The 12,329-nt window shown below is 70.5% G+C and carries 11 protein-coding genes; 5 read left to right on the top strand and 6 right to left on the bottom strand.

The annotated features are described in order from the left end of the window. Window positions 1-277: 277 nt before the first annotated feature. Window positions 278-1,534 (bottom strand): PHB depolymerase family esterase, encoded by a 1,257-nt coding sequence (locus ADL03_RS07460; protein WP_053732610.1) that lies wholly within the window; start codon window positions 1,532-1,534, stop codon window positions 278-280. Window positions 1,535-1,687: 153 nt separating this feature from the next. Between ADL03_RS07460 and ADL03_RS07455 the strand changes: the two genes are divergently transcribed. Continuing rightward, a complete protein-coding gene (locus tag ADL03_RS07455; protein WP_082372955.1) occupies window positions 1,688-2,524 on the top strand; it encodes a PaaX family transcriptional regulator C-terminal domain-containing protein in 837 nt (278 codons plus the stop codon). A gap of 31 nt (window positions 2,525-2,555) precedes the next feature. Here the strand turns inward: ADL03_RS07455 and ADL03_RS07450 are convergent, their stop codons facing one another. After that, window positions 2,556-2,957: a DUF3592 domain-containing protein gene (locus ADL03_RS07450; protein WP_053732609.1), complete on the bottom strand. Its 402-nt coding sequence runs from the start codon at window positions 2,955-2,957 to the stop codon at window positions 2,556-2,558. Window positions 2,958-3,087: 130 nt separating this feature from the next. On the opposite strand from ADL03_RS07450, the gene ADL03_RS07445 reads away from it, so the two are divergent. From ADL03_RS07445 to ADL03_RS07435, 3 genes are all read left to right on the top strand, one after another. Continuing rightward, window positions 3,088-4,485, top strand: coding sequence for a fatty acid desaturase (locus ADL03_RS07445; protein ID WP_053732608.1), 1,398 nt, complete (start codon window positions 3,088-3,090; stop codon window positions 4,483-4,485). Between the two features lie 159 nt (window positions 4,486-4,644). Next, window positions 4,645-5,256: a TetR/AcrR family transcriptional regulator gene (locus ADL03_RS07440; protein ID WP_053732607.1), complete on the top strand. Its 612-nt coding sequence runs from the start codon at window positions 4,645-4,647 to the stop codon at window positions 5,254-5,256. 370 nt (window positions 5,257-5,626) lie between these two features. Beyond that, on the top strand, window positions 5,627-6,559 hold the full coding sequence (locus ADL03_RS07435) for an SDR family NAD(P)-dependent oxidoreductase (protein WP_053732689.1): 933 nt from the start codon (window positions 5,627-5,629) through the stop codon (window positions 6,557-6,559). A gap of 4 nt (window positions 6,560-6,563) precedes the next feature. Here ADL03_RS07435 and ADL03_RS07430 read toward each other — a convergent pair whose 3' ends face one another. From ADL03_RS07430 to ADL03_RS07415, 4 genes are read right to left on the bottom strand one after another with little or no spacing between them, the layout of a single operon-like run. Next, the gene (locus ADL03_RS07430; protein WP_053732606.1) at window positions 6,564-7,925 is read right to left on the bottom strand and encodes a GH1 family beta-glucosidase; all 1,362 of its coding nucleotides are present in this window, start codon (window positions 7,923-7,925) and stop codon (window positions 6,564-6,566) included. Window positions 7,926-7,948: 23 nt separating this feature from the next. Further along, entirely contained in the window at window positions 7,949-8,836 is an 888-nt protein-coding gene (locus ADL03_RS07425; RefSeq protein ID WP_053732605.1) for a carbohydrate ABC transporter permease, read from the bottom strand. 7 nt (window positions 8,837-8,843) lie between these two features. Next, on the bottom strand, window positions 8,844-9,764 hold the full coding sequence (locus ADL03_RS07420; protein WP_053732604.1) for a carbohydrate ABC transporter permease: 921 nt from the start codon (window positions 9,762-9,764) through the stop codon (window positions 8,844-8,846). 9 nt (window positions 9,765-9,773) lie between these two features. Beyond that, complete coding sequence (locus ADL03_RS07415) at window positions 9,774-11,030, bottom strand: ABC transporter substrate-binding protein (RefSeq protein WP_053732603.1); 1,257 nt, start codon at window positions 11,028-11,030, stop codon at window positions 9,774-9,776. Window positions 11,031-11,262: 232 nt separating this feature from the next. Here ADL03_RS07415 and ADL03_RS07410 point away from each other — a divergent pair, with 232 nt between their 5' ends. After that, a complete protein-coding gene (locus ADL03_RS07410) occupies window positions 11,263-12,294 on the top strand; it encodes a LacI family DNA-binding transcriptional regulator (RefSeq protein ID WP_053732602.1) in 1,032 nt (343 codons plus the stop codon). The last annotated feature ends 35 nt before the right edge of the window (window positions 12,295-12,329 follow it).

Here is a 12,329-nt window from a genome sequence, read left to right as displayed (position 1 = left end):
TTTTGAAGGCCGACTCATCGCCCCGTTAGAGGCTCGAAGTCAAGCCCCAATCGCGATCGTCGCGAAGCGGCGATGACCCCACAACGTCGTCCCTGCCTGCCCAACCACGGTGTCAAGGTGATCGCTCACGGACGCAACCCAACCCCGGTGCCAAGGCGACACACAAACGGACCCAACCCAACCCCACACCCAAGGCGACAGACAAACGTGCCCGCCCAACCCCAAGCAGACGATCGCGGCCCCGGCACGCGAGGTGCGCCGGGACCACAACCCGTGATCACCCGACGGAGCAGCTCATCCCGTTGAGCACAAACCCCGACGCAGCCCCCGCATCACCCGCATGCGTTGCCTGAAACCCAACACCAACAGACCCATTCGGCACGATCACAGCGTTGTGTCCCACATTCCGCGCCGTCACCTTCCCATCGGCAACCGAGTAGGTGGCGTTCCACCCGGCCGTGATGGCCTGCCCGCCAGGCAGCGTGAAGGCGAGCGACCAGCCGTTGATCGGCGCGGTTCCGGTGTTGGTGATGGAGATCTGCTCGGTCAGGCCGTTGTTCCAGGCGTTCACGGTGGCCTTGACGGCGCACGTGCCCGGCGTCGGGTTCGGCTCGCCGGTGCCGGTGATGCCGAAGAACTCCAGTGCGGCCGCGGCCATCCCGGCCGAGGGGAGGGTGTGGCCGGCGCCCTGGATGCTGTAGGCCTCGACCTTGTCGGAGTAGCGGCTGCGGTTCCAGCCGGGCCGCGGCGTGTCGGTGGACGTCGGTGTCTGGCTCAGGCCGAACACGTTGGTCCACTGCTCGATTTCCTCCTGCAGCAACGAGTACGGCACGAGGTTGTCGGCCGTGCCGTGCCACAGCTGCACCCGCGGGCGCGGGCCGGTGTAGCCGGGGTAGGCCTGCCGGACGGCGTCACCCCACTGCTGCGGGGTGCGGTTCATGCTGCCGCCGGTGCACTTGCTGGCGCCGGGCGGGTAGTCGGCGGCGCCTGCGAAGCAGTTGAACGGCACGCCCATGAACGCCGCGCCCGCCTTGAACACGTCCGGGTAGAGCGCGAGCATCTCGTTCGTCATCATGCCGCCGGACGACGAGCCGGTGGCGAACACCCGTGCCGGGTCGCCGCCGTAGCGCTGCTCGACGTAGGTCACCATCGACACGATCGAGACGGGGTCGCTGCCGCCGCCGCGCCGTTTCGCCGCGTCGGACCAGGTGTCGAAGCACTTGCCGAAACCGGCCTCCTGCTGGGCGCTCGGGTAGATGACGACGAACCCGTGGCGGTCGGCGAGCGAGGCGAACTCGCTGCCGGAGTAGAAGCCGGGGCCCGAGCCGCCGCAGCCGTGCATCGCCACCACGATGGCGGGCTTGGCGGGCCGGTTGTCGGGCACGTAGACGTGCATGCGCATCCGGCCGGGGTTGTCGCCGAAGGCGGTCACCTCCACCAGTGACGCGGCGGACGCCTGCGGTGCGAGCAGGACGCCGGCGACGGCGATCAGGATGCTGACGAGTGTCGTGAGAACGGTTCCGCGTGTGGTCATCGTCGACCTCCGGTCAAGGATTCCGGACTCCCCCAGGGGTTCCCGAAGGTATTCAGATCCGTGACGGCCGTCAATCTTTTGACGAACAAACGCGTGAGGCGTTCGACGAATAAGGTTCTTGCGATGGCGGGTCCGGGTGAGAGGGCGTGACGCATGTCGGCAGCGGTGACTCCTCCGGACGGCGGCGTGGCGGGATCCGCCGTGCGGCCGGAGACCGCGTTGCTCGCCCTGTTCGGCGACCACGTGCTCGACCGGGGCGTCGCCGTGTCGACGGTCGGTGTCGTCGCCGCGCTCGGCCGGCTCGGCATCGGTGAGCACGCGACCAGGACGGCGCTGAGCCGGATGGGCCGCCGCGGCCTGCTGCGCACGGTGCGGCGGGGCCGTCAGGCGTTCCTCGGGCTGACCGCGCACGGCACGGCGGTGCTGCGCGACGGTCAGCGCAAGCTCGACGGCGAGGTCGTCGACCGGCACTGGGACGGCCGGTGGACGCTGCTCGCGTTCTCGGTCCCGGAGAGCCGTCGCGCCGACCGGCACGCGCTGCGCACCCGGCTGGGCTGGTTCGGGTTCGGGCCGTTGCGCAGCGGCCTGTGGGTCTCGACCTCGGCGGCGGACGTCTCGGCGACGCTCGCGGAGCTCGACCTGCTCGACCGGGCCGAGGTGTTCCGCGCGGAGGCGTTCATGTGGACCGATCCCACCCGCATCGCCGCGGAGGCCTGGGACCTGCCCGCGATCGCCGCCGGCTACGAGGACTTCCTGCGGCGGTGGGCCGACGGCGCGTTCGAGCACCTCGACGACCTCGCCCGGCGGGTCCTGCTGGGCGCGGAGTGGCTGCTGCTGATCCGCCGCGACCCGGTGCTGCCGGCCGTGCTGCTGCCGCAGGGCTGGCCGGGAACCCGGGCTGCCGCGCGGTTCCGCACGTTGCGCCACGGATGGGCGCGGCGGGCGGGCGAGCTGGCCGACGACGTGCTCGACTCCATTGTGGACGAATGACGGGCCGGTTCCCGGTGACGCCACCGGGTCGCTAGTCGCGCGGCCGCGGTGCCCAGGCGATGAGGTTCGCGAACAGCGCGCCGAGCGCCAGGACCCCCAGTATGCCGCCCGCCACCCGGTGCGCCTGGTCGTTGTCGGCCAGCGCGGCGTCGATGATCCGTCCGTCCCGCAGGTCGTAGCGGACGGTCACGTGGTCGCCCGGCTGGCGGGCCGGTCCGTTCTCCGACAGCGTCGCGACCTCCCTGCGACCGTCCGGCAACGGGTACTCGACCCGGACCGAGATGCTCTTGCCCGGCCGCACCCGCTCCTGCACGGTCCCCTCGGCGCTGGCCCACGACCTCTGCTCGGTGGACGACCGGAGCACGACCACCAGCCCCACGACCGCACCCACCAGCACCAGCCCGGCCACGACCCGGCCCGTCCGCGACCTCACCGCCGCACCCCCTCGTCGCACACAAGATCGGTGCATCGGCCGCAAACGTAACTCGGTTTACAAGTTGCCGACTCTTGTCAAACTCGATTTACAACACCTATGTTTCTGTCAACCTCCCGAGGAGCGTGGCATGGGCGACAAGAACGCGACGGTCCCCGCCGGGTCGACCGAGCTGTGGACCGACCGCAAGCGCTACCTGTGGCTGCTCGGGCTGGTCGTGCCGTCGCTGGCGTTCCTGGCGATCGGCCTGCACGCGCTGACCGGCTGGGGCGGCTGGTTCTGGATCGGGCCGGTCGTGGTCCTGGTGATCGTGCCCGCGATCGACCTCGTCGCCGGGCTCGACCGCGGCAACCCGCCGGACGACGTGCTCGAACGGCTGGAGCGGGACCGCTACTACCGCTGGATCACCTACCTGTTCCTGCCGGTCCAGTACGCGGGGTTCGTGGCGGCGTTCTGGCTGATCGCGCGCGGTGACCTGACCGTCGTGGACAGGATCGGGCTCGCCGTGTCGATCGGGTGCATCGGCGGCATCGGCATCAACACCGCGCACGAGCTGGGGCACAAGAAGGAGAGCCACGAGCGCTGGCTGTCCAAGATCGCGCTGGCGCAGAGCTTCTACGGGCACTTCTACATCGAGCACAACCGCGGCCACCACGTCCGGGTCGCCACGCCGGAGGACCCGGCGAGCAGCCGGGTGGGGGAGAGCTTCTACCGGTTCTGGCCGCGCACCGTGGTCGGCTCGCTGCGGTCGGCGTGGCGGTTGGAGCGCAAGCGGTACGCCCGCCGCGGCCGGCACCCGTTCCGCCCGGGCAACGACGTGCTCAACGCGTGGCTGATGTCCGCGGTGCTGTGGGGCGCGCTGATCGCGTGGCTCGGCGCCGGGATCGTGCCGTACCTGGTCGTGCAGGCGGTGATCGGGTTCTCGCTCCTGGAGGCCGTCAACTACCTGGAGCACTACGGGATGCTGCGGCAGCGGGTGGGGCCGCCGGACCGCAGGCGCTACGAACGCGTGGACCCCAGCCACAGCTGGAACTCCAACAACATCGCCACCAACGTCCTGCTCTACCACCTGCAACGGCACAGCGACCACCACGCGAACCCGACCCGGCGCTACCAGACGCTGCGCGACTTCGCCGAGTCGCCGGTGCTGCCGACCGGGTACGCCGGGATGATCCTGCTGGCGCTGGTCCCGCCGCTGTGGCGCCGGGTGATGGACCCGCGGGTGCGCGCCCACTTCGGCGGTGACATCGGGCTGGCCAACATCCAGCCGGGCAGGCGCGCGGCGGTGCTCGCCCGGTACGGCGGCTCCGAGCACTCCGCGGTCGTCGGCGCTGACAGCCGTGGTGACGCGACGGCGGGCGGGACGTGCCCCGGCTGCGGGTACGTCTACGACGAGCGGACCGGCGATCCCCGCGAGGGCTTCCCGGCGGGCACGCCGTGGTCGGCGATCCCCGACTCGTGGTGCTGCCCGGACTGCGGGGTCCGGGAGAAGGTCGACTTCGTGGCGCCGGGTCGCGTCAGCGCGTGACAGCCTTCCACCGCACCTCCGCCCGTTTACCCACAGGCGCCCACAACCTCATTTTCGTCCACGCGGGGAGCTTTCGTGCGCTCATGACGTGCGGAATGTCCCGCGTGGGAAGCGGTGGCGTTCGGTAGCGGGGCGCGGGTGGCGCCTAGGATCAACGGCATGGGCCATCCAGCGGCGGCCGCGGGCGGCCCACGCCGGCGGCCGATCATCGAGGCGGCGGTCGAGCTGACCGCCCGCGACGGCTGGGCCGCCGTCACCATGGCGCGGCTCGCCGAGCAGGTCGGCGTCAGCCGCCAGACCGTCTACAACGAGGTCGGCTCCAAGAACGCGCTGGCCGAGGCCATGCTCACCCACGAGCTCGACCGGTTCCTCACCGCCATCCGCGCCGCCTTCGACCGCCACGCGGACAACCTCGTCGAGGCGATCCACGACGCCGTGCGCGACGTGCTCGAACTGGCCGGCGACAACCTGCTGGTGCGTGCGATCGCCTCCGCGACGCACGGCGCGGACACCGAGCTGGTGCCGCTGCTGACCACCAGGGCCGAGTCGCTGCTCGCCGAGGTGAAGAAGATGCTCGCCGACCGGGTCGAGGCCTACCACCCGGCGTTGACGGCCGAGCAGGTCGACGTCGTCATCGACGTCGTCACCCGCACCGTGCTCAGCCACGTCGTCCAGCCCACCGGCACCCCGGCGGCCACGGCCGACGGCCTGGCGTGGCTGGCGTCGCGAGTGCTCGCCGAACCCGCGCGCACACCGCTGCGCTTCGCCTGACCCACCACCGAACCGGAACAGCGCCGCGCACCACGTGCCCGTCCCGGATCCGGAACGCGCCCCGCGCCACCCGACCGCCCCGAACCGGATTTGCCCCGCGCTGGAGCCACCTCCCGCCCTGGAACCGGAACGCGTGCCGCGCGCTGCGAGCCCCCGCCCCGAATAGGGTTTGCCCCGCGCTGGAGCCACCTCCCCGCCCTGGAACGGAACACGACCCCGCGCTGCGAGCCGCCGCCCTGAACCGGAACCGGTCCCGCCGTGTGACCGACCTGACCGCCGTCGAACCGGAACACCCCCGCGCTGCGAACCACACCGGACAACAGCGGAGGAGGAACCGGTGAGCGGACTGTCCGGCGTGCTCGACCTCGCGATGGACCGGCTCGTGGTGCCCGGCTACTCGAAGTGGGGGTTCCGGCTGCGCCGCAGGGCCTGGCCGGCCGACGACCCGGAGCCGGGTGCGTTGCGCGGCGGGCTCGTCGTCGTCACCGGCGGCGGTTCGGGGCTCGGCAAGGCCGCGGCGCTCGGGCTGGCACGGCTCGGTGCGGCGGTCGTGCTGGCGGTGCGCGACGAGGCCAAGGGCAGGGCCGCGCGTGCCGAGATCGTCGCCGCCGTGCCCGACGCCGTGGTCTTCGTGCGCCTGTGCGACGTGTCGAGCCTGGCGTCGGTGCGTCGTTTCGCGAGCGAGCTGCTGGCGGAGTTCGAACGGATCGACGTGCTGGTGCACAACGCGGGCGTCATGCCGGTGCGGCGCACGACGAGTGTCGACGGGCACGAGCTGACGTTCGCCACGCACGTGCTCGGCCCGTTGCTGCTGACCGAGCTGCTCCGCTCGCTGCTGGCCGCCTCACCGGACGCCAGGGTCGTCCTGGTGTCCTCCGGCGGCATGTACACGCAACGGCTGCGGGCCGGTGACCCCGAGTACCGCGACGGCGAGTACCGCGGCGCCACCGCCTACGCCAGGACCAAACGCATGCAGGTCGCGCTCGTGCCCGTGCTGGCGCAGCGGTACGCCGACGACGGCATCGGCGTGCACGGCATGCACCCCGGCTGGGCCGACACACCGGGGGTGGCCGGTGCGCTGCCCGGCTTCCACCGGCTCACCAGGCCGTTGCTGCGCAGCGCGGAGGAGGGTGCGGACACCGTCGTCTGGCTGGCCGCGACCGGTCCCGCCCCTCGCGCCGGTCGCTTCTGGCACGACCGGCGCGAGCGGCCCACGCACTACCTGCCCACCGCGGGCGAACGGCACGCGGACGTCGTCGCGTTCTGGTCCTACTGCACGGATGCGGCGGGACTCCGTCCCTGAGCGGTCACCGTTCTTCGGCGCGTGCGGAGGAGATGAACGAGCGGTACCAGTGGTAGCTGGCCCGCGGGGTGCGGCGCTGGGTCGCGTAGTCGACGTGGATGAGGCCGAAGCGGTGCTTGTAGCCGTGCGCCCACTCGAAGTTGTCGAGCAGCGACCAGCAGAAGTAGCCGCGCAGGTCCACCTCGTCGGCAGCGGTGAGCGCGGCCGCGATGTGGTCCTTCAAGAACGCGATGCGGTCCGTGTCCTCGAAGTTCTCGTTGTCGGGGTAGACGCAGCCGTTCTCCGTCACGTAGACCGGCGGCAGCTCCGGGTGGCGGGCCTTGAGGTCCGTCAGCGCCGTGGTGAGGCCGGCGGGTTCGACCGGCCAGCCCATGCCGGTCCGGGGAACGTCCGGGAGCCGGGTCGTGTCCACGCCGATGTCGTGCGCGGTGCGCTTGGCGGGGTCGGGCTCGCGGTGCGGCGCGTCGGCCACGTGCAGCCGGTAGTAGTAGTTCAGGCCGACGTAGTCGAGCGGCTGGCCGATGACCGCCAGGTCCCCGTCGTGCCGGAACGAGAAGTCGGTGATGTCACCGAACATCGACGTCATCTCGTCCGGGTACGCCCCGCCGAACAACGGGTCGGTGAACTGCCTGCGCAGCAACACGTCCTGGCGCACGGCCGCGGCGGCGTCGGCGGGGGAGCCGGTCACCGGCACGGTCGGCGACTGGTTGAGCACGATGCCGAACTCCTGGCCCGCCGCGCCGCCGGCGCGCATCGCCTGCACGGCCAGGCCGTGGCCCAGCAGCAGGTGGTGCGCGGCCGCCAGCGCGCCGTGCCCCTCGCGCGCACCGGGTGCGTGGCGGCCTTCGCCGTAGCCCACGACCGCCGAGCAGTACGGCTCGTTCAGCGTGGTCCACTTCGTCACCACGTCGGAGAGCGCCTCGTGCACGGTGGCGCTGTAGTCGGCGAACCAGCCCGCGGTGTCGCGGTTGCGCCAGCCGCCCTCGTCCTCCAGCGCCTGCGGCAGGTCCCAGTGGTACAGCGTGACGAACGGTTCGATCCCCTTGGCCAGCAACGCCTCGGCGAGCCGCCGGTAGAAGTCGAGGCCGCGCCGCTCGACCCTCCCGCGGCCCTCGGGCAGCACCCGTGACCACGAGATGGAGAAGCGGTAGGCGTCGACACCCAGGTCGACGAGCAGACCGACGTCCTCGGACCACCGGTGGTAGTGGTCGGCGGCCACCGCACCGGTGTCACCGGACGCGACGGCACCGGGCACCGCCGCGAAGGTGTCCCAGATGGACGGTCCGCGGCCGTCGGTGCTCGCCGCCCCTTCGATCTGGTAGGCCGAGGTCGCCACACCCCAGCGGAAGCCGGCCGGAAAGTTCACTACTTCTCTCCTCTGCGAGAGGGTCAGCCCTTGACGGCGCCCGACATGATGCCGCCGACGATCTGGCGGCCGAACAACAGGAACACGGCCAGCACGGGAACGGTGCCGATCGTCGCGGCGGTCAGCACCAGCGTGTAGTCGGTGGTGTAGCCACTGGCCAACGTGGACAGTGCGGTCTGCACGGTCGGGTTCTCCGGCACCAGCACCACGAGCGGCCAGAAGAAGTCGTTCCACGCCTGCATGAACGTGAACAGCCCCAGCACCGCTGCGGCTGGCCGGGCCGCGGGCAGCGCCACGTGCCAGAACAGCCGCAACGAGTGGCAGCCGTCCATCCGGCCGGCCTCCAGCAGCTCGTTCGGGATCGCGCGCTCGAAGTACTGGCGCATGAAGAACACGCCGAACGCGGTCACCAGGCCGGGCACGATCACCGCGTGGATCTGCCCGGCCCACCCGAACTCGCTCATCATCATGTACAGCGGGATGATGCCGAGCTCGGTCGGGATCGCCTGCGTGCCGATGATGAGCAGCAGCAACACGTTGCGGCCGCGGAAGGGCAGCTTGGCGAACGCGAACCCGGCCAGCGTCGAGAAGAACACCACCGACACCGTGACCGTGCCCGCCACGATGATCGAGTTCATCAGCGCCAGCGCGAAGTCGGTGGTGTCGAAGACGCGCGCGATGTTCTCGAAGAGGTGGCCGCCCGGCACCAGGACCGGCGGCACGCTGTCGATCGCGTCCGGTGTCTGCGAGGACACCACGAACGACCAGTACACCGGGAAGGCCGACCCGGCCAGCACGGCGATCAGGGCGGCGTAGGTCCACGGCCCCGCCACCCGCCTGGCCAGCCTGCGCGCCCGCACCGCTCCTCCGGTGGGACGCGCCGGCGCCGGGCGCTCCAGCACAGCGGTCATGGTTGCCTCACTCCGTCCGGATCCGTTTGGTCACCAGGTAACCGAGACCGGCGACGATGACCGTGGCGACCGCCAGCACGACCGCGATCGCCGAGCTGTAGCCGAAGTCGTAGTTCGTGAAGCCCTGCTCGTACAGGTACAGGGCCGCGGTCTGGAACTGCCGGTCGGAGCCACCGGTCGCGGCCGCCGCGCCGGGGTTGAACAGCAGCGGCTCCGCGAGCAGGCGCATGTTGCCGGTGGTCGCGATGATCGTCGAGAAGATGATCTGCGGCCGCAGCAGCGGCACCGTGATCCGCCAGAACTGCTGCCGGCCGCTCGCCCCGTCCAGCGTGGCCGCCTCGTACAGGTTCGACGGGATGGCCTGCATGGACGCCAGGAAGATCAGCGCGTGGTAGCCGGTCCAGCGCCACACCACCATCACCGCGATCGCGATGTGCGAGGTGGCGGTGCCGGCCTGCCAGTCGACCTGCCCGGCACCGAACAGGCCCAGCGCCCAGTTGATCAGGCCGAAGTCCCGGCCGAACAGCTGCGCGAAGATGATCGTCACCGCCGCCACCGAGGTGATGTTCGGCAGGATCACGCCCATCCGGAACAGCGTCCGCGTGCGCACCTTGCGGTTGAGCAGCTGCGCGATGAACAACGCGAACAGGATCTGCGGGACCGTTGTCAGCAGCCACAGGCTGAGCGTGTTGCCCATGGCGTTCCAGAAGTACGGGTCCGCCAGCAGCTTGCCGTAGTTGTCGAACCAGATGACGTACGCGCCACCCTCGTCGAGCAGGTTGCGGTGCTGCAGCGAGACCCAGATCGTGTAGAGCAGGGGGAACAGCCCGAAGACACCGAAGATCAGGAAGTACGGCGCCACGTATCCGTAGGGCGCGAACCTCGTGTCCCAGCGGTGCCTTCTGGCCGTCCGGTCGACCACCGTCATGTCAGGCCGTCACTTCTGGACGTCGCCGACGAACTGGCGCCACGAGTCCTCGCCGTTCTGCTTGCCCTGCTCGACGCGCTGCATCGCGTTGCCGATCGCGGTCTGGATGTCACCGGCCTTCGGGCCCTGGTACTGCGGGTTCAGCTTCTTCGCGGCGTCGGTGAAGAGCTTGCCGATCGGCGCGTCGTTGAAGTACGGGTTCTTGTAGTCCACGATCGACGGGTCGTCGTAGAGCTTCGGGATCGACGGCAGCAGCCCGGCGCTCTTGAACACCTTGGCCTGCTGCTCGGGCGCGGTCAGCCACGCGGCCAGCTCGACGGCCTTGTCGACGTTCTTGCCGGACTTGGGAACCGTGAGGTACGAGCCGCCCCAGTTGCCGCCACCGCCGGGCACCGACGTGACGTCCCACTTGCCCGCGGCCTCCGGACCGGCCTGGTCCTTGATCTTGGCCATCTGCCAGGCGGGGCACGTCACGGTCGCGAACTGGCCCTGCTTGAACCCGGTGTTCCAGACGGGCGTGGAGTACAGCAGCTTCGACGAGAGACCGGACTGCACGCCGTCGACCACGAGGTCCCAGGCCGCTTTGATCTCCTTGTTCTCCCCGACGACGATCTTGTCGGACCTGTCGTAGTAGCCGACGGACGCCTGGCCGACGATCGCGTTCAGCACGGTCGGGCCGCCGTCGAACCACTTCACGCCCTCGGGCGCCTTCTCCTGGAACCTCTTGCCGGCGGCCATGAAGTCCTGCCAGGTCGGCCACAGCGCGGCGACCTGGTCGCGGTCGGCGGGCAGGCCGGCGTTCTGCAGCAGGTCGCGGCGGTAGCAGATGGCGAGGCCGCCGATGTCGGTGCCGTAGCCGATCTGCTTGCCGTCCTTGCTGAGCGAGCCCTCCCACTTCCACGGCAGCCAGCGTTCCTTCAGCTGGTCGCCGCCCTTGGTGTTGAGGTCGACGAACTTGTCCGGCGTGGCCTTGAACTGGTTGACGTAGCCGGTGTCGACCGCCTCGATGTCCGCCGCCCCGCTGTTGGTGGCGAGGTGCGCGGCGAGGTTCTTGTGGTGGTCGGAGTAGGACGCGGTGCGGTCGCTGATCTCGACGTCCGGGTGCGTGCTCGCGTACTCCTTGAGCAGCTCGGCGTAACCGAAGTTGCCGAACAGGCCGATGGTCAGCTTGGTCTTGCCGCCGCCCGCGGTGCTGCTGCCGCAACCGCTGAGCACCACGGCGGTCGCCAGCACGGCACAGCCGAGGGCGAGTGCTTTGGGGCGCATTTACAGGGCCTCCGTCGAATTTTGGGCGCGCTGAAGAGAAAAGTGGTCCGGGTGCGCTGAACCGGCGTTGTGCGGAACTGCCGGCCGAAGATGTGTGGCGCCTATGACAGCGGGGTTACGCGGTGGACGTCAAGTTACAAAACAATAAACAGATCAACTTCGACACCCGTTTGACTAGGGAAAGCACTGCTCGTACCGTGATGTAACCGCTTACGGTGAAACGGAGGGGCCGATGGCGACCGGGCGTGAGATCGCCCAGCTCTGCGGGGTGTCCGTGGCGACGGTGTCGCGCGTCTTCAACCAGCCGGAAACGGTCAACGAGGAAACGCGTGCACGGGTGCTGCGGGTCGCGAAAGAGCTGGGCTACCAACCGAACGAGTCCGCGCGGGCGCTGTCGACGAAGCAGTCCACGATGATCGGGCTGGTCTGGGACACCGACCATCGCAGGCCCGGCTGGCGGCACCCGTACCTGCAGGACCTGCTGATCGGGTTGAAGTCCGCGCTCAGCGCGCACGGCTACCACCTGCTGATGCTGGCGACCAGCGGCGACGCCCGCGAGGTCGGCGCGTCGCTCGCGGACCCGGTCGGGTACGTGAACATGACCCGCCGCCACCACCTCGGTGGCCTGGTCCTGATCGACAGCGGCTCCGACGCGGCGGCGTTCGAGGCCTTCGCGCAGTCGGGGGTTCCGTGCGTGGCGGTGGACGTGGCCGTCGACGGTCCCAAAGCGACGTACGTGACGTCGGACAACGCGGGCGGCGCGCGGATGGCCACGGGCCACCTAGCCGGGCTCGGCCACACCCGGATCGCCACGATCACCGGCCCGCGGACCAACCAGCCCGCCACGGCCCGGGTCGCCGGCTACCGCCTGGGCCTGCGGGACGCCGGTCTGCCGGTGCGCGAGGACTACGTCGTCGCCGGCGACTTCTACCGGGCCAGCGGAACCGCTGCCATGCAACGACTTCTGGCGCTCGACGAACCACCCACGGCGGTGTTCGCGGCCAGCGACGAGATGGCGGTCGGCGCGCTGCTCGCCGCCCGTGCCGCGGGCCTGCGGGTGCCGCGGGACCTGGCGCTGGTCGGGTTCGACGACATCGAGGTCGCCGCCGTGGTCGAACCGGCGCTGACCACGGTGGCCCAGGACAAGCCGGGCTTCGGCGTCGCGGCGGCCAAGGCGATCATGGCCATGATCACCGGCGGGGGCCGCGAGGAGCCCACCGTCCTGCCGACCCGGTTGGTGGTCAGGGAGTCCTGCGGGTCGTGAGGGGTGCCCGCCGCGGCCGAGGCTCCCGCGGCGGG

This window comes from Nocardia sp. NRRL S-836 (assembly GCF_001279525.1).
GTDB lineage: Bacteria > Actinomycetota > Actinomycetes > Mycobacteriales > Pseudonocardiaceae > Lentzea.
Note: the sequence above shows the minus strand (reverse complement) of the source record. Positions and strands in the feature narration are given on the sequence as shown.

Bases quoted from the DNA above. Each gene is read 5' to 3' on its own strand.
- ADL03_RS07460 (WP_053732610.1), bottom strand. From the start codon at position 1,534: ATGACCACACGCGGAACCGTTCTCACGACACTCGTCAGCATCCTGATC.
- ADL03_RS07415 (WP_053732603.1), bottom strand. From the start codon at position 11,030: ATGCGCCCCAAAGCACTCGCCCTCGGCTGTGCCGTGCTGGCGACCGCC.
- ADL03_RS07440 (WP_053732607.1), top strand. From the start codon at position 4,645: ATGGGCCATCCAGCGGCGGCCGCGGGCGGCCCACGCCGGCGGCCGATC.
- ADL03_RS07455 (WP_082372955.1), top strand. From the start codon at position 1,688: ATGTCGGCAGCGGTGACTCCTCCGGACGGCGGCGTGGCGGGATCCGCC.
- ADL03_RS07410 (WP_053732602.1), top strand. From the start codon at position 11,263: ATGGCGACCGGGCGTGAGATCGCCCAGCTCTGCGGGGTGTCCGTGGCG.
- ADL03_RS07425 (WP_053732605.1), bottom strand. From the start codon at position 8,836: ATGACCGCTGTGCTGGAGCGCCCGGCGCCGGCGCGTCCCACCGGAGGA.
- ADL03_RS07420 (WP_053732604.1), bottom strand. From the start codon at position 9,764: ATGACGGTGGTCGACCGGACGGCCAGAAGGCACCGCTGGGACACGAGG.
- ADL03_RS07445 (WP_053732608.1), top strand. From the start codon at position 3,088: ATGGGCGACAAGAACGCGACGGTCCCCGCCGGGTCGACCGAGCTGTGG.
- ADL03_RS07435 (WP_053732689.1), top strand. From the start codon at position 5,627: ATGGACCGGCTCGTGGTGCCCGGCTACTCGAAGTGGGGGTTCCGGCTG.